22 protein-coding genes are annotated in these 19833 nt (G+C 70.8%); 20 read left to right on the forward strand and 2 right to left on the reverse strand.

The features are described 5' to 3' along the window. A partial coding sequence (locus tag ACTWQE_RS28915; RefSeq protein ID WP_443332021.1) for an ACT domain-containing protein occupies positions 1 to 810 on the forward strand: 810 nt, incomplete at its 5' end. Between the two features lie 159 nt (positions 811 to 969). Next, positions 970 to 2541 (forward strand): signal recognition particle protein, encoded by a 1572-nt coding sequence (ffh, locus tag ACTWQE_RS28920; RefSeq protein ID WP_443332022.1) that lies wholly within the window; start codon positions 970 to 972, stop codon positions 2539 to 2541. A 39-nt stretch (positions 2542 to 2580) separates the two neighbouring features. Here the strand turns inward: ffh and ACTWQE_RS28925 are convergent, their stop codons facing one another. Next, on the reverse strand, positions 2581 to 3459 hold the full coding sequence (locus tag ACTWQE_RS28925) for an SAM-dependent methyltransferase (RefSeq protein ID WP_443332023.1): 879 nt from the start codon (positions 3457 to 3459) through the stop codon (positions 2581 to 2583). Positions 3460 to 3678: 219 nt separating this feature from the next. On the opposite strand from ACTWQE_RS28925, the gene proS reads away from it, so the two are divergent. The 18 genes from proS (at position 3679) to ACTWQE_RS29015 (ending at position 18661) form a co-directional block, all read left to right on the forward strand. Beyond that, positions 3679 to 5109 carry a proline--tRNA ligase gene (gene proS / locus ACTWQE_RS28930; protein WP_443332024.1) on the forward strand — a complete coding sequence of 477 codons (1431 nt, stop codon included), beginning with the start codon at positions 3679 to 3681 and terminating at the stop codon, positions 5107 to 5109. Positions 5110 to 5355: 246 nt separating this feature from the next. Continuing rightward, positions 5356 to 5946 carry a hypothetical protein gene (locus ACTWQE_RS28935; RefSeq protein WP_443332025.1) on the forward strand — a complete coding sequence of 197 codons (591 nt, stop codon included), beginning with the start codon at positions 5356 to 5358 and terminating at the stop codon, positions 5944 to 5946. Positions 5947 to 6160: 214 nt separating this feature from the next. Continuing rightward, entirely contained in the window at positions 6161 to 6604 is a 444-nt protein-coding gene (rpsP, locus tag ACTWQE_RS28940; RefSeq protein WP_443332026.1) for a 30S ribosomal protein S16, read from the forward strand. 2 nt (positions 6605 to 6606) lie between these two features. Then, the gene (locus ACTWQE_RS28945) at positions 6607 to 6846 is read left to right on the forward strand and encodes an RNA-binding protein (protein WP_443332027.1); all 240 of its coding nucleotides are present in this window, start codon (positions 6607 to 6609) and stop codon (positions 6844 to 6846) included. Between the two features lie 158 nt (positions 6847 to 7004). Next, positions 7005 to 7565 carry a ribosome maturation factor RimM gene (gene rimM / locus ACTWQE_RS28950; protein WP_443332028.1) on the forward strand — a complete coding sequence of 187 codons (561 nt, stop codon included), beginning with the start codon at positions 7005 to 7007 and terminating at the stop codon, positions 7563 to 7565. After that, positions 7565 to 8383: a tRNA (guanosine(37)-N1)-methyltransferase TrmD gene (gene trmD / locus ACTWQE_RS28955; RefSeq protein ID WP_443332029.1), complete on the forward strand. Its 819-nt coding sequence runs from the start codon at positions 7565 to 7567 to the stop codon at positions 8381 to 8383. Before rimM ends, trmD begins: the two co-directional genes overlap by 1 nt. Before the next feature lie 142 nt (positions 8384 to 8525). Next, positions 8526 to 8873: a 50S ribosomal protein L19 gene (rplS, locus tag ACTWQE_RS28960; RefSeq protein ID WP_443332030.1), complete on the forward strand. Its 348-nt coding sequence runs from the start codon at positions 8526 to 8528 to the stop codon at positions 8871 to 8873. Between the two features lie 45 nt (positions 8874 to 8918). Next, positions 8919 to 9725, forward strand: coding sequence for a signal peptidase I (gene lepB / locus ACTWQE_RS28965; protein WP_443332031.1), 807 nt, complete (start codon positions 8919 to 8921; stop codon positions 9723 to 9725). After that, the gene (gene lepB / locus ACTWQE_RS28970) at positions 9718 to 10782 is read left to right on the forward strand and encodes a signal peptidase I (protein WP_443332032.1); all 1065 of its coding nucleotides are present in this window, start codon (positions 9718 to 9720) and stop codon (positions 10780 to 10782) included. The genes lepB (ACTWQE_RS28965) and lepB (ACTWQE_RS28970) overlap by 8 nt, the downstream gene beginning before the upstream one ends. 46 nt (positions 10783 to 10828) lie before the next feature. Beyond that, positions 10829 to 11641 carry a signal peptidase I gene (gene lepB, locus ACTWQE_RS28975; protein ID WP_443332033.1) on the forward strand — a complete coding sequence of 271 codons (813 nt, stop codon included), beginning with the start codon at positions 10829 to 10831 and terminating at the stop codon, positions 11639 to 11641. 101 nt (positions 11642 to 11742) lie between these two features. Then, the gene (gene lepB / locus ACTWQE_RS28980; RefSeq protein ID WP_443332034.1) at positions 11743 to 12483 is read left to right on the forward strand and encodes a signal peptidase I; all 741 of its coding nucleotides are present in this window, start codon (positions 11743 to 11745) and stop codon (positions 12481 to 12483) included. 19 nt (positions 12484 to 12502) lie between these two features. Beyond that, positions 12503 to 13030 (forward strand): NUDIX hydrolase, encoded by a 528-nt coding sequence (locus ACTWQE_RS28985; RefSeq protein WP_443332035.1) that lies wholly within the window; start codon positions 12503 to 12505, stop codon positions 13028 to 13030. Positions 13031 to 13084: 54 nt separating this feature from the next. Then, on the forward strand, positions 13085 to 13411 hold the full coding sequence (locus ACTWQE_RS28990) for a DUF2469 domain-containing protein (protein ID WP_443332036.1): 327 nt from the start codon (positions 13085 to 13087) through the stop codon (positions 13409 to 13411). A 313-nt stretch (positions 13412 to 13724) separates the two neighbouring features. Next, positions 13725 to 14099 carry a YraN family protein gene (locus ACTWQE_RS28995; RefSeq protein WP_443332037.1) on the forward strand — a complete coding sequence of 125 codons (375 nt, stop codon included), beginning with the start codon at positions 13725 to 13727 and terminating at the stop codon, positions 14097 to 14099. Continuing rightward, positions 14099 to 15721, forward strand: a complete 1623-nt coding sequence (locus ACTWQE_RS29000) for a YifB family Mg chelatase-like AAA ATPase (protein ID WP_443332038.1) — start codon at positions 14099 to 14101, stop codon at positions 15719 to 15721. The genes ACTWQE_RS28995 and ACTWQE_RS29000 overlap by 1 nt, the downstream gene beginning before the upstream one ends. Continuing rightward, positions 15718 to 16917 (forward strand): DNA-processing protein DprA, encoded by a 1200-nt coding sequence (gene dprA, locus ACTWQE_RS29005; RefSeq protein ID WP_443332039.1) that lies wholly within the window; start codon positions 15718 to 15720, stop codon positions 16915 to 16917. The genes ACTWQE_RS29000 and dprA overlap by 4 nt, the downstream gene beginning before the upstream one ends. A 242-nt stretch (positions 16918 to 17159) precedes the next feature. Beyond that, positions 17160 to 17996 (forward strand): RNA polymerase sigma factor WhiG, encoded by an 837-nt coding sequence (gene whiG / locus ACTWQE_RS29010; RefSeq protein WP_443332040.1) that lies wholly within the window; start codon positions 17160 to 17162, stop codon positions 17994 to 17996. Between the two features lie 107 nt (positions 17997 to 18103). Beyond that, complete coding sequence (locus tag ACTWQE_RS29015; protein WP_443332041.1) at positions 18104 to 18661, forward strand: TetR/AcrR family transcriptional regulator; 558 nt, start codon at positions 18104 to 18106, stop codon at positions 18659 to 18661. A 52-nt stretch (positions 18662 to 18713) separates the two neighbouring features. On the opposite strand, the gene ACTWQE_RS29020 is transcribed toward ACTWQE_RS29015, so the two are convergent. Then, positions 18714 to 19787, reverse strand: a complete 1074-nt coding sequence (locus tag ACTWQE_RS29020; protein WP_443332042.1) for a peptidoglycan DD-metalloendopeptidase family protein — start codon at positions 19785 to 19787, stop codon at positions 18714 to 18716. Positions 19788 to 19833: the final 46 nt, after the last annotated feature.

The raw sequence follows: 19833 nt of genomic DNA on the forward strand, positions 1-19833 counted from the left end.
GACGGTCGCCGGGTCGTCGAGATCACGCCGGGTCGCCGTCTCCACCAGCAGCAGATGCTGTCGTACCAGGGTGGCGAGTACGGCCACGTCGGCGCGGTCGAAGCCCAGGCGGGAGGCCACATCACGGAACCGCATCTGCCCGGCGAGAACGGCGTCGGCGCGGCACCGGACGATCACCCGGCGGATCCCGGACCGGAGCCGGTCGGGGTCGAACTGCTGATCGCGGTCCCCGACCAGCCTGGGGTGCTGCCCGCGGTGGCCGGGGTGCTCGCGATGCACCGACTGACCGTGCGCGCCGCGGATCTGCGCGCCGTCGAACTGCCCGACGGCCTCGGCCGGCGGCCGACGATGCAGAGGAGAGCCGCCCCGGAGGAGCCCGGTGGCGGCGTCCTGCTGCTCACCTGGCGGGTGGCCGCCGAATACGGTTCCCTGCCGCAGGCCGCCCGTCTGCGCAGTGATCTCGTCCGTGCGCTGGACGGCTCGCTCGACATCCCGGCCCGGCTCGCGGAGCGCGAGGCGGCCTATCCGCGCCGCCGCGGAGTGCAGGCACCGCCGCCGCGGGTGACCGTCGCCCCGGCGGGTTCCCGGCTGGCCACCGTCATCGAGGTGCGGGCGCAGGACGTTCCCGGGCTGCTGCACCGCATCGGCCGGGCGCTCGACGCGGCCGGGGTCCAGGTGCGCAGCGCCCATGTCAGCACGCTCGGAGCGAACGCCGTGGATGCCTTCTATGTCACAGACTCCGCGGGCGCCCCGCTCCCCGACGGATGCGCCGCAGAGGTCGCACAGGCCATCGAGAGCGCCCTGCGCTGAGCCGGAGACCGCAGATCATGTCCGGGTGCGGGGCAGACCGCACCCGGACGGGACGGATACCCTGGGGGTCGTTCTTCCCCTCACCTCTTCACCGGCTGCCGCTGGGAGGTACCCCCAGGGGATGCCCGACCGCCCCCGATACGAGGATTCGCGACCGCCGTGTTCGACACTCTTTCCGACCGCCTCGCAGCGACGTTCAAGAACCTCCGGGGCAAGGGCCGCCTGTCCGAAGCGGACATCGACGCCACGGCGCGCGAGATCCGTATCGCCCTGCTGGAGGCGGACGTCGCCCTGCCCGTGGTGCGGGCGTTCATCAAGCAGATCAAGGAGCGGGCGCTCGGCGCCGAGGTCTCCCAGGCCCTGAACCCTGCGCAGCAGGTCATCAAGATCGTCAACGAGGAGCTGATCGGCATCCTCGGCGGCGAGACCCGCCGTCTCCGGTTCGCCAAGAACCCGCCGACCGTGATCATGCTCGCCGGTCTCCAGGGTTCCGGTAAGACGACCCTCGCCGGAAAGCTGGGACAGTGGCTCAAGGGCCAGGGCCACGTGCCGGTCCTCGTCGCCGCCGACCTCCAGCGGCCCAACGCGGTGAACCAGCTGTCGGTGGTCGCCGAGCGCGCCGGCGTCGCCGTCTACGCCCCGCAGCCGGGCAATGGCGTGGGCGACCCGGTGCAGGTCGCGAAGGACTCGATCGAGTTCGCCCGGGGCAAGCAGCACGACGTGGTCATCGTCGACACCGCCGGCCGCCTCGGTATCGACCAGGAGCTGATGCAGCAGGCCGCGGACATCCGCGACGCCGTCAGCCCGGACGAGATCCTGTTCGTCGTCGACGCCATGATCGGTCAGGACGCGGTCACCACTGCCGAGGCGTTCCGTGACGGCGTCGGCTTCGACGGTGTCGTCCTCTCCAAGCTCGACGGCGACGCCCGGGGCGGTGCGGCGCTCTCCATCGCGCATGTCACCGGCCGCCAGATCATGTTCGCCTCCAACGGCGAGAAGCTGGACGACTTCGACGCGTTCCACCCGGACCGTATGGCGTCCCGCATCCTCGGCATGGGCGACATGCTCAGCCTGATCGAGAAGGCCGAGCAGACCTTCAGCCAGGCCGAGGCCGAGAAGATGGCGGCCAAGCTGGCGAAGGGCCCCAAGGAGTTCACGCTCGACGACTTCCTGGCGCAGATGGAGCAGGTCCGCAAGATGGGCTCCATCTCCAAGCTGCTCGGGATGCTGCCGGGCATGGGCCAGATGAAGGACCAGATCAACAACCTCGACGAGCGGGACGTGGACCGCACCGCCGCGATCATCAAGTCGATGACGCCCGGCGAGCGGCACGACCCGAACATCATCAACGGCTCGCGCCGCGCCCGTATCGCCAAGGGGTCCGGTGTCGATGTCAGCGCGGTGAAGAACCTCGTGGAGCGCTTCTTCGAGGCGCGCAAGATGATGTCGCGGATGGCCCAGGGCGGCGGGATGCCCGGGATGCCGGGTGTTCCGGGCATGGGCGGCGGCCCCGGCCGGCAGAAGAAGCAGCAGAAGCAGGCCAAGGGCAAGCGCAGGAGCGGCAACCCGATGAAGCGCAAGGCCGAGGAGCAGGCCGCGGCCGAGCGCAGGGCTGCGGCCGCGGACGGCCGTCAGGGGGGCGCGTTCGGGATCCCGGGCGCCGGTCAGGACGCGAGCTCGTTCGAACTCCCCAAGGAGTTCCGGGACATGCTTCCGCCGGACGGCAAGTAGCAACCGGTCCCGCGGCACGGTCTCACAGCTGACGCGGTCTCACACCCGTGCGATGAGATAGCGGAAGACGTTCGGCATCCAGACCGTGCCGTCCGGGCGCAGATGAGGATGCAGGGCCTCGGTCAGCTCCTTGGCGATCTGCTCCCGGTCGGTCGCGGCCATTGCGGCGTCGAACAGGCCGGTCGAGACCAGGCCGCGCACCGCGCTGTCCATGTCGGCGTAACCGAACGGGCAGGCCACCCTCCCCGAGCCGTCGGGCCGCAGACCCGCCCGGTGGGCCAGGTCCTCGAGGTCGTCGCGGCCGCCGGGACGCCAGCCACCGGGCGTGCCGCTGTGCCCCGCGCCGGAGGCCGGGGAAGGGTCCGCCAGCCGGGACGCCACCCGCAGGACCGAGGAGGTGGCACACCGCTCGGCCGGCCCCCACCCGGCCAGGACGACCGGACTGCCGCGCTCCGCCAAGGCGCCCGCCTCCGAGAGAAGCGGCGCCGGGTCGCCGTACGCCCGCCGGTCGCCGTACGCCTGCGGGTCGAAGGCCGTGACCAGGCCGAACGCCGGTCCGAAGGGGTCCGCGACCTCCGCCGGTGTCCTCCCGAACCGGCGCGTACGGTCCTCCTGCGAGCCCCCGTCGCCCCCCGGGAGCAGCCTCTCCCGAGCCAGCGCGAGGAGTTGGGGATCCGCCTCCGTGCCGGTGACGCGGGCGCCCCGGGCGGCCGCCATGAGGAGGGCGAGACCGGAGCCGCACCCGAGGCCCAGCAGGCGCGTGCCCGGGCCCACCTCCAGCCGCTCGTAGACCGCTTCGTAGAGCGGCACCAGCATGCGCTCCTGGATCTCGGCCCAGTCACGGGCGCGCGCACGCGCGTCCGCGGGAGGCGGGGATACGGGGTGGAGCCGGTGCTGCCGTACGAGCGTGGGTGTCATAGAAGCGCCCCAATCCGCCGAGAGCCGTTCCGTCCTGTGGTTGACCCGCCCCCGTGACCGCGCTGCTCCGCATCCCCCGTATGCCAGGGAACTGCTCATCCGTCCCCGCGTCCAGGGGTTGTGCGGCGATGCTTACGTGCACCTTTCGTGCGCCCCCGTACCGACCCGCGCTCCCGGGCCGATTCACCTTTCAGGGTGGCACCCCCGTACCATCTCCGCATGGCAAAGGCTCCCGTACTCACCCCCCAGGCGGATGACTTCCCGCGCTGGTACCAGGACCTGATCAACAAGGCCGAGCTGGCCGACAACGGCCCCGTGCGCGGCACCATGGTCATCCGACCGTACGGATACGGTCTCTGGGAGCGGATGCAGCAGGAGATGGACGCCCGCATCAAGGACGCGGGCGCCTCCAATGCCTACTTCCCCCTCTTCATCCCGCAGTCGTATCTGACCAGGGAAGCCGAGCATGTCGAGGGGTTCGCCCCCGAGCTCGCGGTGGTCACGCACGGCGGCGGCAAGGAGCTCGAGGAGCCGGTGGTCGTACGGCCCACCTCCGAGACGATCATCAACGAGTACTTCTCCAAGTGGGTGCAGAGCTATCGCGATCTGCCCCTGCTGATCAACCAGTGGGCGAACGTCGTGCGCTGGGAGATGCGCCCCCGTGTCTTCCTGCGCACCTCGGAGTTCCTCTGGCAGGAGGGCCACACCGCGCACGCCACGTACGAGGACGCCCGGGACTACGCCGCCCGGATCCACAAGGACGTCTACGCCGACTTCATGGTCGACGTCCTCGGAATCGACGTGGTCCTCGGCCGCAAGACCCCCAAGGAGCGCTTCGCCGGAGCCATCAACACCCTCACGCTCGAGGGCATGATGGGCGACGGGAAGGCCCTGCAGATGGGCACCAGCCATGAGCTGGGGCAGAACTTCGCCAAGGCTTTCAACACCCAGTACCTGTCCAAGGACGGCAAGCAGGAGCTGGTCTGGCAGACCTCCTGGGGCGTCTCGACCCGTATGGTCGGCGGTCTGATCATGGCTCACGGGGACGACAACGGCCTGCGGATCCCGCCGCGCCTCGCGCCCGTCCAGGCCGTGGTCCTCGCCATCAAGGGCGACGACGCGGTGATCGCGCAGGTGCGCGAGATCGGCGACCGGCTGAGGGCGGCCGGCATCCGCGTCCAGGTCGACGACCGCACCGACACCCCCTTCGGCCGCCGTGCCGTCGACTGGGAGCTCAAGGGCGTCCCGGTCCGGATCGAGGTCGGTCCGCGGGACCTGGAGAACGGCACCGCCATGCTCGTCCGCCGGATCCTGGGCAAGCACAGCCCCGGCGGCAAGGAGGCCGTGCGGATCGACGCTCTCGACACGCTCCTGCCGAAGATCCTCGAGGACGACCAGGCGCTGTTGCTCCAGCAGTCCCGGGAGCGCCGGGAGGCCCGTACCTCCGATGTGAAGACTGTCGAGGAGGCGGCCGAGGCCGCGGTGGCCGGCGGCTGGGCCCGTATCCCCTGGGCCGAGCTGGGCGCCGAGGGCGAGGCCCAGCTCGCCGAGCAGGCCGTCACCGTGCGCTGTCTGGTCGCCGAGGACGGGTCGGTGCCGGAGTCGGACGACGCTCCCGGTACGCTCGCCATTGTGGCGCGCGCCTACTGAACGACGGTCGCGGAGTGGGGCCATTGAGCCTCGCCCGGGCTGTTTTCGCCCCGGCGTGAGGAGTTTCTCTACGCGCCGGGGCGTACGGGATGGTACGTACCGGCTTGGCGGGAGCTGGGGTGGTCCTCCACAGATCTGCGCACCCGCCCTCGTCAGGACGCATGAGAGTGAACTGACTGGTACGTGCAAAATATTTGGGATGGCCCGGAATCGGAACACCAGGGCACTCCGGCTCGTTGTCACGACGTGAGCACGACACCACCTGTTCTCGCCGCGGAGCTGGCACAGGCGTGGGCCGATATTCAACGGCACCACCCCGAGCTGCCGGATCTCGCTGCGCCCGAATCACTGATCGGAGAGTCCTCGTCCGCCTGCGGCGCCGAGCTCTCCTTCGAGCGGCTTCTCCATGAAGCCGTCCATGGCATCGCGGCGGCCCGGGGGATTCGCGACACCTCGCGGGCCGGCCGTTACCACAACCGGAGATTCCTCGCGATCGCCGAGGAACTGGGGCTGGACCACTCCGACGAGCCGCACCCCAGCAGCGGTTTCTCGCTGGTCGTCCTCAGTCCCGAGGCGCGCAAGCGCTACCGCCCCACCATCGACCGGCTGCAGCGTGCCCTCAAGGCGCACAAGTCGGCGACGGCGGCGGACTCCGCCCGCAGCTTCCGGGGCCCGGCCGCCCGGCACGGCTCCTCCGGTGGCGGGGTGCGGGTCAAGGCGGTCTGCGATTGCGGGCGCAATGTCCGGGTCGTCCCGTCCGTGCTGGCCCAGGCTCCGATCGTCTGCGGCGGGTGCGGCAAGCCGTTCCGGATCCCCGAAACGGTCGCGGCCGCCTGAGGACGCCGTACGGCCCCGTCGTGGCCCGTCCATGGGCCACACCGGGGCGTACGGCGCAGCCGCTGCCGTGTGGCAGAATGGACCGCTGAGTACTCGGCAGCCGGTTCGGACCCCTCTCTCCCTCGGCTGACGCGTCCATCGAGCGCTCGGATCCCACAACCCCACGTGGTAGCCGCGCGTTCAAACACGTCATAGAGCAGGAGACACCACTCCCGTGGCAGTCAAGATCAAGCTGAAGCGCCTGGGCAAGATCCGGTCGCCGCACTACCGCATCATCGTCGCCGACTCCCGTACCCGCCGTGACGGCCGGGCCATCGAGGAGATCGGTCTGTACCACCCGGTGCAGAACCCCTCGCGCATCGAGGTCGACTCCGAGCGTGCCCAGTACTGGCTGGGTGTCGGCGCGCAGCCGACCGAGCCGGTCCTCGCCATCCTCAAGGTCACCGGCGACTGGCAGAAGTTCAAGGGCCTGCCCGCCCCGGAGCCGATGAAGGTCGCCGAGCCGAAGGCCGACAAGCGCGCCCTCTTCGAGGCCGCCGCGAAGGACACCGGCGAGGAGCCGAAGGGGGAGGCCATCACCCCGAAGGCGAAGAAGTCCGAGAAGAAGGCGGACGAGGCGGCCCCAGCCGCTGAGTCCACCGAGTCGACCGAGGCCTGAGGATGCTCGAGGAGGCCCTCGAGCACCTGGTGAAGGGCATCGTCGACCACCCCGACGAGGTGCAGGTCGCCTCGCGCACCCTGCGTCGCGGACGCGTGCTGGAGGTCCGGGTGCACCCCGACGACCTCGGCAAGGTGATCGGCCGCAACGGCCGCACCGCGCGTGCTCTGCGCACCGTCGTGGGCGCCCTCGGCGGCCGTGGAATCCGGGTCGACCTCGTCGACGTGGACCAGGTCCGCTGACAGGCGGTTGAACACCGGCACGGGCCGGGGAGGGCCTTGCGGCCGTCCCCGGCCTTTGTCGACTGCGACCATCACATGGAGAACCTCGCAAGAACCCCGACGGCGAGGAAGCACCTCCGCGGCAGCGGCGGCGGGCAGCGGAGGGGAGTGGAGCAACAGTGCAGCTGGTAGTCGCGCGGATCGGCCGCGCCCATGGCATCAAGGGCGAGGTCACCGTGGAGGTGCGCACGGACGAGCCGGAGCTGAGGCTCGGGCCCGGCGCCGTCCTGGCCACGGAACCGGCCTCGGCCGGCCCGCTGACCATCGAGACGGGCCGGGTGCACAGCGGCCGGCTGCTGCTGCGCTTCGAGGGCGTCCGGGACCGTACGGGGGCCGAGGCGCTGCGCAACATCCTGCTCATCGCCGAGGTGGACCCCGAGGAGGTCCCCGAGGACCCCGAGGAGTTCTACGATCACCAGCTGATGGACCTGGACGTGGTGACCGTCGACGGCGCCGAGGTCGGCCGCATCACCGAGATCTCCCATCTGCCGTACCAGGACCTGCTGATCGTGAAGCGGCCGGACGGCAGCGAGGTCATGATTCCGTTCGTCAGCGAGATCGTCCCCGAGATCGACCTCGAGGAGCAGCGGGCGGTCATCGACCCTCCGCCGGGTCTGATCGACGAGGCGCGGGCCGAGATCGCGGGCAGCCGGACGGAGAAAGTCGAGGGCGACGGCTGATGCGTATCGATGTCGTCACCATCTTCCCCGAGTACCTGGAGCCGCTGAACGTCTCGCTCGTCGGCAAGGCACGCGCGCGTGGACAGCTGGACGTCCGTGTACACGACCTGCGGGAGTGGACGCACGACCGCCACAACACCGTCGACGACACCCCGTACGGCGGCGGCCCCGGCATGGTCATGAAGCCCGAGCCGTGGGGCGAGGCACTGGACTCGATCATCGAGTCGGGCGACGCGCGGACGGCCGGGCCCACGCTCGTCGTACCGACCCCGAGCGGCCGGCCCTTCACCCAGGAGCTCGCCGTGGAACTCTCCGAGCGGCCCTGGCTGGTCTTCGCGCCCGCCCGCTACGAGGGCATCGACCGGCGGGTGATCGAGGAGTACGGCGAGAAGCTCGAGGTCCACGAGGTATCCATCGGTGACTATGTGCTCGCCGGCGGCGAGGCCGCGGTGCTGGTGATCACCGAGGCGGTCGCCCGGCTGCTCCCCGGTGTCCTCGGCAACGCCGACTCGCACCGTGACGACTCCTTCGCGCCGGGCGCGATGACGAACCTGCTGGAGGGGCCCGTCTACACCAAGCCGCCCGAGTGGCGCGGCCGTGGCATCCCCGAGGTCCTGGTCAGCGGCCACCACGGCAGGATCGCCCGCTGGCGGCGTGATGAGGCGTTCCGCCGGACGGCCCTCAACCGGCCCGATCTGATCGAACGTTGCGACCCGGTCGCGTTCGACCGGCACGATCGCGCGATCCTGGCCGAGCTGGGCTGGGAACAGGCAGCGGACGGCCGATTTTGGCGGGCGCCCCGGGCCGTGGAAGAATAAGCCGTTGCTGTGTCCGGCGCGCGCCCCTGCCACAGGGGGAACGACGCCCGCCCGGCACAGTGCCGTTCCTGCGAACGGCATCCGTAATCTCACACCACATTCCGCTGATGACCTGTGGCATCAGCGAAGAAAGCAGACGGTCATGCACCTTCTCGACAGCGTCGACTCCGCCTCGCTGCGCACTGACGTCCCGGCCTTCCGCCCCGGCGACACCGTGAACGTCCACGTGCGCGTCATCGAGGGCAACCGCTCCCGTGTCCAGCAGTTCAAGGGCGTCGTCATCCGCCGCCAGGGCGACGGTGTGCGCGAGACCTTCACGGTCCGCAAGGTGAGCTTCAGCGTCGGCGTCGAGCGCACCTTCCCGGTGCACACCCCGATCGTCGAGAAGATCGAGGTCGTCACCCGCGGTGACGTGCGTCGCGCCAAGCTCTACTACCTCCGTGAGCTGCGCGGCAAGGCCGCGAAGATCAAGGAGAAGCGCGACAACTGAGCTCGTGTCGGAGGTCCCGGCCCGGCCGGATAGGCTTTGGGCCCGATGGACACCGACGCACGGCTTACGGAGCGCGACCGCTCTTCAACCCTCGAGGAGGGGTGTGAACAGAGGTCGCGCTCCCTGCGTATTCCGGGACAGGAAAGGTTGTTCCGGCTTCTCGGCGGGCCGCGCGGCCCATGGTGGCGCGCGATGCTCCTGGGGAGCCTCTGTACAGCCGTCCTGATGCTGCTCAGCGCCTTTGTCGTCCAGCCCTTCCTGATCCCGAGCAGCTCGATGGAGAACACCCTGCGGGTCGGGGATCGGGTGATGGTGAACAAGCTGGCGTACCGTTTCGGTGATGATCCGCGGCGGGGCGATGCGGTGGTCTTCGACGGCACCGGGTCGTTCGTCCGCGGCGGGCGGACCGGGAATGCGGTGACCGCCCTGCTGCGGGAAGGGGCTGCCGCGGTCGGTCTGGCCGAGCCGAAGGAGACCGACTACATCAAGCGTGTGGTCGGGGTCGGGGGAGACCGGGTCATCTGCTGCGACAAGCGGGGGAGGATCACAGTGAACGGCGAGGCCGTCGACGAGGCCTATCTGTACCCGGGGGACCCCCCGTCGCAGGTGCCCTTCGACATCGTGGTGCCGGAGGAGAGGCTGTGGGTGATGGGCGACCACCGCAGCGCCTCCCGTGACTCCCGGGACCACCTCGGCGACCCCGGCGGGGGCATGGTCCCGGTCGACCGCGTCATCGGCAGAGCGGACTGGATCGGCTGGCCGTCCGATCACTGGACGGCCCTCGAGCGTCCGGACGCGTTCGACCGCGTACCGCCGCCGTCCGTACACGGGACGGCAGGCGCCCATGGGTAACCGTGGACGGCCGCGGTACGGAGCCCACCGCATGGACACCCGTCTGCCCACGGGTGACCGGCCGACGACCGGACGGGTGACGCCCGGGCGGGCCGACCGCCGCAAGGCCGCGCGCCGGGTCAAGCGCCGGAGGCGTCTCTCCCCCGCCAAGGAGATCCCGCTCCTCATAGGCGTGGCGCTGATGATTGCGCTGGTGCTCAAGACCTTCCTCGTCCAGGCCTTCGTGATCCCCTCGGGCTCGATGGAGCAGACGATACGCATCAGCGACCGGGTTCTGGTGGACAAGCTGACCCCGTGGTTCGGTTCGAAGCCGGAGCGCGGGGACGTGGTGGTCTTCAAGGATCCGGGCGGCTGGCTGGAGAAGGAGAAGACCCCCGTCACCGACGACCCCGTGGGCATCAAACAGGGCAAGGATTTCCTGACGTTCATCGGCCTGCTGCCGTCGGAGGACGAACAGGACCTGATCAAGAGGGTCGTCGCGGTCGGCGGCGACACCGTGAAGTGCTGTGACAAGGATGGGAAGGTCACAGTCAACGGCATGCCCCTGAACGAGCCGTATCTCCACCCCGGGAACGCGCCGTCGGAGATGAAGTTCCAGGTCACTGTGGCGCCTGGCCGGATCTTCGTCATGGGCGACCACCGGGCCAACTCGGCCGACTCCCGCTTCCATCTGGACGAGCCCGGGAACGGCACGGTCGCCGAGGACCTGGTGGTCGGCCGGGCCGAGGTGATCGCATGGCCGTTCGGACACATGCGGCGCCTTGAGGAGCCGGAGACGTACGCCTCGGTGCCCGACGCGCGTGGCGTGACGACTACGGCGGACGCACCAGCACCTAATGTGTCCCCCGGGACCGAACGGTCAAGAGATCCCCGAGAAGTGCAAGCAATGATTCAACTCCCGACCCCTGCGGAACTCCCGCTCGTTATGGGAGTGGTGGGCCTGCGCCGTGTGCGGGGCAGGCGGCAGCGTGGAGTGAGGAGTGGATGTGGGGGATTTGGCGGTCGGCGCACGATCCGGTCACGAAGAGCCCGAGGAACGCCCGGAAGAGCGGCCTGAGGAGCTCGACGAGCGGCCCGTTGCGGCCGAGGAGGCGGACAGTCGTGTGAAGCAGCGGAAGCCGCAGCGCTCGTTCTGGAAAGAGCTGCCGATCCTCATCGGCATCGCGCTGCTGCTGGCCCTGCTCATCAAGACCTTCCTGGTGCAGGCCTTCTCGATCCCCTCCGACTCGATGCAGGACACTCTGCAACGTGGCGACCGGGTGCTGGTCGACAAGCTGACCCCCTGGTTCGGCTCGACGCCGGAGCGCGGTGAGGTCGTCGTCTTCCACGACCCGGGCGGCTGGCTCGGTGAGACGCCGCAGCCCGACTCGGGGCCCGTGGCCGAGGGCTTCCAGAAGGTGCTGAGCTTCATCGGGCTCATGCCGTCCGCCGAGGAGAAGGACCTGATCAAGCGGGTCATCGCGGTGGGCGGTGACACGGTGGAGTGCAAGGGCGGCACCCAGCCGGTGAAGGTCAACGGCAAGGCGCTCGACGAGCCGTATCTCTACCCCGGGGACACGTCCTGCGGGGACAAGCCCTTCGGCCCGGTCAAGGTGCCCCAGGGCAGGATCTGGGTCATGGGCGACCACCGTCAGAACTCGCTGGACTCGCGCTACCACCAGAACCTGCCCGGGAACGGCACGGTCAAGGACGACGAGGTCGTCGGCCGCGCGATCGTGGTGGCCTGGCCGATCAGCCGCTGGTCCACGCTGCCCGTGCCGGACACCTTCGACCAGTCCGGGCTGAACGCGGCCGGTGTGGTGGCCCCCGCCGCCCTGGGGCTCGCGGGCGCGGTGCCCCTGGTGCTGTGGCGGCGCAGGCGGCTCCTCGGGCATGAGCCCGGTGCAGCGGGACCTGTGGACGCCGTGAAGCCGTGAAGCCGTGACGCTGTGATCCGGGAGGGCGGCGCAGAGCGGCTGACCGCTGTCGGTACCGCCGGGTAGGGTGCGGTCCCAGATCTTCGATGCGGGGAGCTGGGATGAGCGGTGCGGGACGTACGGCTGACGCCGGCCACGGACGCCTGGGCAATGTGCTGTCCGGGCTGGCCGTGGCCGTCGGCTGTGTGCTCTTCCTCGGTGGTTTTGTCTGGGGCGCGGTGCTCTACAAGCCGTACACCGTGCCGACCGACTCGATGGCGCCCACCGTGGACCCGGGGGACCGGGTGCTCGCGGAGCGCATCGACGGCGGTGAGGTGCGGCGCGGCGACGTGGTCGTGTTCACGGACGCGGTGTGGGGCACCATGCCGATGGTCAAGCGGGTCGTCGGGGTCGGCGGCGACCAGGTCGCCTGCTGCGACAAGCAGGGCCGGCTGACCGTGAACGGCGAGTCGGTCGAGGAACCGTATCTGCCGGGCAAGGGACCGGCCTCGCCGGACGCATTCGAGGCGTCCGTCCCCAAGGGGAGTCTGTTCCTGCTGGGTGACCACCGGGGCGATTCCGTGGACTCGCGCGGACATCTGACCGACGCGGGACACGGGTCGGTCCCGAGGAAGGCCGTGAACGCCCGCGTGGACGGTACGGCCTGGCCGCCGGAGGGCTTCGGGATGCTGGCACCGCGGCCCTCGGGGTTCGAGGCGCTGCCCGGCGGCGTATCGCGGCCCGGGCCGCTGGCGCTGATCACCACCGCTGTGACCGGTGGAGCGGTGTTGATCCTCGGTGGGGCGGCCTACGGGCCGGTCGTACGCCGCCTGGGGCGGGGGAGGGTACCGTCCGGTGTCTGACGGGCGGAGACTCGTAGGCATGGACGGGCGCACACTCGACGGCGTGGAGGGGCGGAGACTCGTAGGCATGGAGCGCATGGTCGCCCGCGTTGTCCTGCTGGACCCCGACGACCGGATTCTGCTGCTGCACGGCTTCGAACCCTCGGAGCCCGGCTCGACCTGGTGGTTCACCCCGGGCGGCGGGGTGGAGGAGGGGGAGACCCGGGAGGAGGCCGCGCGCCGGGAGCTTGCGGAGGAGACCGGCATCACGGATGTCCGGCTGGGGCCGCTGCTGTGGCGGCGCAGCTGTTCCTTTCCGTTCGACGGGCGGCGCTGGAACCAGGACGAGTGGTACTACCTGGGGCGCACCGCCCAGACGCGGACCGAGACGGGCGGGCACACGGAGCTGGAGCGTCGCAGCGTCACGGGGCTGCGGTGGTGGACGTCCGAGGAACTGTCCGCCTCGCGTGAGACGGTGTATCCCACCAGGCTCGCGGAGCTGCTGCGGACACTGCTCACCGAGGGACCTCCCACTACGCCCGCGGTCCTGGCCGCTGAAATCGTCTAGGGCCCGCGGCTCTGACGCACAATGGGGGGACGCACGGCTGAAGGGGAACACGCCATGAGCGCCGAGGACCTCGAAAAGTACGAGACCGAGATGGAGCTGAAGCTCTACCGGGAGTACCGCGATGTCGTCGGCTTGTTCAAATATGTGATCGAGACCGAGCGTCGCTTCTACCTCACCAATGACTACGAGATGCAGGTGCACTCGGTGCAGGGTGAGGTGTTCTTCGAAGTCTCGATGGCCGATGCCTGGGTCTGGGACATGTACCGCCCGGCCCGTTTTGTGAAACAGGTGCGGGTGCTCACCTTCAAGGATGTGAACATCGAGGAGCTCAACAAGAGCGACCTGGATCTGCCTTCGGGGGAGTCCGGCTTCAGCAGCTGACCTGTCCTTTCGGCTGATTTTGGGTTGGGGCGAGGGCGCTGGTCGTGCTCGACGGGGCGGGCCGGGGGCTGATCCTGCTCGACGGGGGTCAGGCCTGGGGGCTGATCCTGCTCGACCCGTTGCTCCGGGTCCATCGGCTGTCCCCGCCGAGCAGGCGGCCTCCTCCTTCGAGCGCCTCCCCGTACGCCGCGCCGGCTCAGCTCACCCGAACGAGTGGCCGGGCGGGGTGCGACGGGCGAGTTATCCACAGCTTTGGACCATGATCCCCGCGATTCCTCCGGAACCGTCACAGTCGGTGACGGAGGTGGTACGGATGAACGCACGGGGAGCGCTCGGGCGCTACGGGGAGGACCTGGCGGCACGGAGGCTGGCCGAGGCCGGGATGACGGTTCTGGAGCGCAACTGGCGCTGCCGGGATGGCGAGATCGACATCGTCGCGACCGACCGTGACGCGCTGGTGGTGTGCGAGGTCAAGACCCGCCGAGCCGGTGTCTACGAGCACCCGATGGCGGCCGTGACGCGGCGGAAGGCGGAGCGGCTCCGCAGGCTGGCGGCGCGCTGGCTCGCCGACCGGTGGCTGGAGCGGCACGGCGGGCCGCCGCCGGGCGGGGTGCGGATCGATCTCGTCGGGGTGCTGCTGCCGCTGCGCGGGGCCCCGGTCGTGGAGCATGTTCGGGGGGTGGCCTGATGGGGTTCGCCCGCACCTGCTCGGTTGCCCTGGTGGGGGTGGAAGGCGTGGTCGTCGAGGTCCAGGCCGACCTCGAACCGGGCCTGGCCGCTTTCGCGCTCGTCGGACTGCCGGACAAGAGCCTGGTGGAGAGCCGGGACCGGGTGCGTGCCGCGGTCGTCAACTCCGGTGCCGACTGGCCGCAGAGGAAGCTCACGGTGGGGCTCAGCCCGGCGTCGGTGCCCAAGGGCGGCAGCGGGTTCGACCTTGCCGTGGCCTGTGCCGTCCTGGCGGCCGCCGACCGGATCGATCCCCGGCAGATCGCGGATCTGGTGATGGTCGGCGAGCTGGGCCTCGACGGGCGGGTGCGCCCCGTGCGTGGTGTGCTGCCCGCCGTGCTCGCGGCGGCGGAGGCGGGCTACCGCCAGGTCGTCGTCCCTGAGCGCACGGCCGCGGAGGCCGCCCTGGTCCCCGGGGTCTCGGTCCTCGGAGTCCGCAGCCTGCGCCAGCTCATCGCCGTCCTGGCCGACGAGCCGGTGCCTCCGGAGGACGAGCTCCGGGGGGAGGGGCGCCCGGATCCCATGCTGGCCGGGCTGACGGTGCCAGGGGCAGGAATGGGCGCGGGACTCCTGGGCTCGGCGGGAGACGGCGGACCCGCGCCGGACCTGGCCGATGTCGCGGGCCAGAAGGCCGCCCGCCTCGCTCTGGAGGTCGCCGCTGCGGGAGGACACCACCTCTATTTGAAGGGGCCGCCGGGCGCAGGTAAGACGATGCTGGCCGAGCGGCTTCCGGCGCTGCTGCCGCCGCTCACCCGGCGGGAGTCCCTGGAGGTCACCGCGGTGCACTCGGTGGCGGGCCTGCTGCCACCGGGAAAGCCACTCGTGACGGTGCCGCCCTACTGCGCCCCGCACCACTCGGCGACCATGCCGTCGCTCGTGGGCGGCGGCAACGGCCTGCCGAGGCCCGGCGCGGTCTCCCTGTCCCACCGGGGCGTGCTGTTTCTCGACGAAGCCCCGGAATTCAGCGCCCGCGTCCTCGACGCGCTCCGCCAGCCGCTGGAGTCGGGGCATGTCGTCGTGGCCCGCAGCGCGGGGGTGGTGCGGCTGCCCGCGGTGTTCCTCCTGGTCCTCGCCGCGAACCCCTGCCCGTGCGGGCGCCACGCCCTGCACGGCAGAGGATGTGACTGCCCGCCGTCGGCCATCCGCCGCTACCAGTCGAGACTGTCGGGACCGCTGATGGACCGGGTGGATCTCCAGGTCCAGGTGGAGGCCGTGAGCCGTACGGAGCTGGCCGGAGCGGCCCCGGCCGGTGAATCCAGCGCCGTGGTGGCCGGCCGGGTGCGCGAGGCCAGAGAACGGGCCGCGGCCCGCCTGGCGGACACCCCCTGGCGGATCAACGGCGAGGTGCCCGGATACGAACTGCGCACACGCTGGCAGCCCGCACCCGGCGCGATGGGGGAGGCCGAGCATGACATGGAGCGGGGCCTGCTGACGGCTCGCGGCATGGACCGGGTGCTGCGTGTCGCCTGGACGGTCGCCGACCTCGCCGGGCGCGACCGGCCCACGGGGCGGGACGTGGCGCATGCCCTCCAGCTGCGGACGGGCGTCGAGCGGGGCGCCGTGATGGCAGGTGGTCCTCGATGACCGGCTCCTCGATGACCGGCTCCCCGATGACCGGAGGCGCCCGCGAAGCGGCGGACGACGAACAGCGCCTGGCCCGGGCGGCCCTCACGAGAATCGTCGAGCCGGGGGACGAACTCGTCGGTGCGTGGCTGAGGAGGATGGGACCCGTGGCGGTGATGCGTCTGCTGGCCGGGGCGGGGAAGCCCCTGTCGGAGGCGAGCGCCGAGCGCCTGGCCGGATACCGCCTCCGGGCCGCCGGGCTCGACCCCTCCGCGGACCTGGCTGCGGTGAGGGCCGTCGGAGGCCGGTTCCTGTGCCCGGGCGACCAGGAGTGGCCCCAGCAGCTCGACGATCTCGGCGACGCCCGCCCGATCGGTCTGTGGGTGCGGGGGCGGCCCTCGTTACGGTACTGGGCGCTGCGGTCCGTGGCCGTCGTGGGGGCACGGGCCTGCACCGGGTACGGCGCTCATATCGCCACCACGCTGGGCGCCGGACTCGCCGAGGCCGGCTGGGTCGTGGTCTCCGGCGCCGCCTACGGTGTCGACGGCGCGGCCCATCGCGGCACCCTCGCCGCCGGCGGTGCGACCATCGGCGTCCTCGCCTGCGGCGTGGACGTCCCCTATCCGCGCGGGCACGCCGAGTTGATCGGGAGGATAGCGGAACGAGGTCTGCTGGTCGCGGAATTGCCACCGGCCGCGCATCCCACCCGCAGCCGGTTCGTGCTGCGCAACCGGGTGATCGCGGCGCTGACTCGCGGCACGGTCGTCGTCGAGGCGGAGTACCGCAGCGGGTCGCTGGTGACAGCGCGGTGCGCGCAGAAGCTGGGCCGGGCGACCATGGGCGTCCCGGGAGCGGTGACCTCCGGTCTCTCGGCGGGAGTCCATGAGCTGCTGCGCGGTGAGGCCACGCTGGTCACGGATGCCGCCGAGGTGATCGAACTCATCGGGAGCGTCGGGGACCTGGCTCCCGAGCGCAGAGGCCCCGTCGTCGCCAGGGATCTTCTGGACCCGGCCTCCACCCGAGTGCTGGAAGCCCTTCCGCCCCGGGCGAGCACCGACGTACGGCGCATCGCGCGGGACGCGGGCACCGGATCTGACGAGGCATTGGCAAGGCTGTACGAACTGCAGTCACTGGGGTTCGTCGAACGGCACGGCGAACGGTGGCAGTTGTCCCATGATCCCGGGCCTTCCGGCAGAGCCCGGCGAGGCGGTCCTTGACCTGCGGCGACCGGGTGACAGGGTTGGGCCGATGACCGCAACAGCCGACTTTGTGTTCTGTTCACGGCCGACACGCGTCTGTGTGGCCGTAACTCCCAGGTGCAGCCCGCGGAACGTATCTGCGCAAGCACGAAACCGCTCTCTTCGCACTCTGCGACACTTCAGTCACGCTACGCTCACAAGCGTTCCGACCAAGACAGGCGTCCTCACTCCGGTGACGGCAGAACGGCTCAAGGCAACGAATGCCCCAGCACACCTCCGGGTCTGACCGTGCGGCAGTGCCACCCGCGGCCCGCGGCAGCGTGCGGTCGGCCGCACCCTCGTCGCTCGACGAACTGTGGCGGTCGTACAAGGCCACGGCCGACGTCCGGCTGCGAGAGCAGCTCATCCTCCACTACTCACCCCTGGTGAAGTACGTGGCCGGGCGGGTCAGCGTCGGTCTGCCACCCAATGTCGAGCAGGCGGACTTCGTCTCCTCCGGAGTCTTCGGGCTCATCGACGCCATCGAGAAGTTCGATCCCGACCGGTCCATCAAGTTCGAGACGTATGCGATCACCCGCATCCGCGGGGCGATGATTGACGAACTCCGGGCGCTCGACTGGATTCCCCGCTCGGTCCGACAGAAGGCGCGCGCGGTCGAGCGGGCCTACGCCACGCTGGAGGCAGCACTGCGCCGAACTCCGTCCGAGGCGGAGGTGGCCGCGGAGATGGGGATCGGACTCGACGAACTGCACGGCGTCTTCAGCCAGTTGTCGCTGGCCAATGTGGTCGCCCTGGAGGAGCTGCTGCACTCCGGCGGCGAGGGCGGAGACCGGCTGAGCCTGATGGACACCCTGGAGGACACGGCCGCGGACAACCCGGTGGAGGTGGCCGAGGACCGCGAGTTGCGGAGGCTGCTGGCACGGGCGATCAACACCCTCCCGGAGCGGGAGAAGACCGTGGTCACCCTCTACTACTACGAGGGGCTCACCCTCGCGGAGATCGGGGAGGTCCTCGGCGTCACCGAGAGCCGGGTCAGCCAGATCCATACGAAGTCCGTGCTGCAGCTCCGGGCCAAGTTGGCCGACGTCGCTCGCTGAATCGTCTCTTCGTGCCATACGACTCGACACCGTCTTCGCGATGTGGAGTGCGGCGCCGACCACCCCGTCCGTAGAGTGGGGACGTGCCCAGGATTCGAGCGGCCTCAGTGGCCGAGCACCGGACCATGCAGCGCGGCGCCCTGCTGGACGCAGCCCGCTCCCTCCTGTCCGAAGGCGGTACGGAGGCGTTGACCTTCCCCGCCCTCGCCGAGCGCACCGGCCTGGCGCGGTCCTCCGTCTATGAGTACTTCCGTTCCCGCGCGGCAGTCGTCGAGGAACTGTGCGCGGTCGACTTCCCGGTCTGGGCGGCTGAAGTCGAGGCGGCCATGGAACGGGCCGACACGCCCGAGGGGAAGATCGAGGCGTATGTCCGGCAGCAGCTGGCTCTCGTCGGGGACCGGCGCCACCGGGCGGTCGTCGCGATCTCCGCGGGAGAGCTGGACGCCGGCGCGCGCGAGAAGATCCGGGCTGCCCACGGAGGGCTGATCGCCATGATCGTCGAAGCCCTCGGCGACCTCGGCCACCAGCAGCCCCGGCTGGCCGCGATGCTCCTCCAGGGAGTCGTGGACGCGGCAGTCCGCCGTATCGAACTCGGAGCGGCCGAAGATCCGGAGGGGATCACCGAGGCCGCGGTGTCGATGGCTCTGCACGGCGTCTGCGGCTGATCCGGCTCCCCCGACGGGCTGCGGGCACCACCCGGCCGAGTAGGTGTTCTGATCACGAGCGGCGCCCGCTGTAGGGCGCGCCCCCGGCCGAAGTCTGGGGACGCATCGCAAGGTGGCGGGGGTAACCCCGGCCTGAGGCTGGGGGAGTGGCGTGCGAGGCGTCCTCGAAGCCGCAGAAGCGGGCGAGGGCGTCCTTGAGTTCCGCGGGCGTCGCGAGCCTGCGAAGGCCATCAGAGACGCCCCTGAGGCTGAGGCGGCATGACGAGGCGTGGTGGACTCCGACGGGCGAAGCAGATGATCGTCCCCGGTACGGGGATCGCCGGACCGAAGGCCGGGAGAGTGCTCGGGCGAGTCCGACAGCGGGCCTCGTGGAGTGTTCGCCCGCTACCGCCGGGGAGCCCCACGCCCCTCCACCGGTCGGTGGCCGACGGGAGCGGGTTGTCTGGGGGAGCCTGGCGGACGGAGTCGGGTGAGCGGCGGGGGAGAGCGCCGCAGCGTGGAGCGTGTGCCCAGTTGCCGCCGGGCGACCCCCGCCGGTCGGCGGCCAACGGACCGCGATGCCCGGAGGTGTCTGCCGGACGGAGTCGGAGGAGGGGCGCGGGCCCGCGAAACCGACCGGACAACGCATCCTGGATGGCAGCGGCGGGCAGTGCCCAAGGGGTGGCGGCAGACGTGGAGGAGGAGCGCTCCATCGTGCGGGGCGCGGGCGGTGCCTCGGCGGGCCGATCGGCGGGAGTCGGTGCGCGGCAGCCGCGCCTGCGGCTGCTTGAGGCTCGGGAACGCCGAAGACGGGCAGGAGCCGGGACGGCCCGCCGCGCAGCATCCACGCCGGAAGCAGGGACAACGGGTCGAGATAGCGGTCACCGCGCCGCAGCCCCCAGTGCAGACAACCGGACGGACAGTGGAAGGGGCCGTCGTTCACCGTCCCCACCGGCTCCCCGGCGGTCACTCGGTCGCCTTTCCGCACACCCGCCCGTACGGGTTCATAGGTGACGCGGAGAGGTGGAGTCCCCGTGCCGTCGAGTTCGATCGCCAGAACCCGGCGGCCCGCCACGCTCCCGGCGAAGGAGACCCGGCCCGAGGCCGCGGCTCGTACGGTCGCGCCCGGACGCGTAGCGAGGTCCACGCCCCGGTGCCCCGCCGCGTAAGGAGAAGGCGGTGGCTCCCAGTCC

It is taken from the genome of Streptomyces sp. 8N706, assembly GCF_052245415.1.
GTDB lineage: Bacteria > Actinomycetota > Actinomycetes > Streptomycetales > Streptomycetaceae > Streptomyces.

Bases quoted from the DNA above. Each gene is read 5' to 3' on its own strand.
- lepB (WP_443332031.1), top strand. From the start codon at position 8,919: ATGGACACCGACGCACGGCTTACGGAGCGCGACCGCTCTTCAACCCTC.
- ACTWQE_RS28925 (WP_443332023.1), bottom strand. From the start codon at position 3,459: ATGACACCCACGCTCGTACGGCAGCACCGGCTCCACCCCGTATCCCCG.
- dprA (WP_443332039.1), top strand. From the start codon at position 15,718: ATGACCGGCTCCTCGATGACCGGCTCCCCGATGACCGGAGGCGCCCGC.
- rplS (WP_443332030.1), top strand. From the start codon at position 8,526: ATGCACCTTCTCGACAGCGTCGACTCCGCCTCGCTGCGCACTGACGTC.
- trmD (WP_443332029.1), top strand. From the start codon at position 7,565: ATGCGTATCGATGTCGTCACCATCTTCCCCGAGTACCTGGAGCCGCTG.
- lepB (WP_443332032.1), top strand. From the start codon at position 9,718: ATGGGTAACCGTGGACGGCCGCGGTACGGAGCCCACCGCATGGACACC.
- ACTWQE_RS28945 (WP_443332027.1), top strand. From the start codon at position 6,607: ATGCTCGAGGAGGCCCTCGAGCACCTGGTGAAGGGCATCGTCGACCAC.
- proS (WP_443332024.1), top strand. From the start codon at position 3,679: ATGGCAAAGGCTCCCGTACTCACCCCCCAGGCGGATGACTTCCCGCGC.
- lepB (WP_443332034.1), top strand. From the start codon at position 11,743: ATGAGCGGTGCGGGACGTACGGCTGACGCCGGCCACGGACGCCTGGGC.
- whiG (WP_443332040.1), top strand. From the start codon at position 17,160: ATGCCCCAGCACACCTCCGGGTCTGACCGTGCGGCAGTGCCACCCGCG.
- ACTWQE_RS28990 (WP_443332036.1), top strand. From the start codon at position 13,085: ATGAGCGCCGAGGACCTCGAAAAGTACGAGACCGAGATGGAGCTGAAG.
- ACTWQE_RS29000 (WP_443332038.1), top strand. From the start codon at position 14,099: ATGGGGTTCGCCCGCACCTGCTCGGTTGCCCTGGTGGGGGTGGAAGGC.
- ACTWQE_RS28995 (WP_443332037.1), top strand. From the start codon at position 13,725: ATGAACGCACGGGGAGCGCTCGGGCGCTACGGGGAGGACCTGGCGGCA.
- ACTWQE_RS28985 (WP_443332035.1), top strand. From the start codon at position 12,503: ATGGACGGGCGCACACTCGACGGCGTGGAGGGGCGGAGACTCGTAGGC.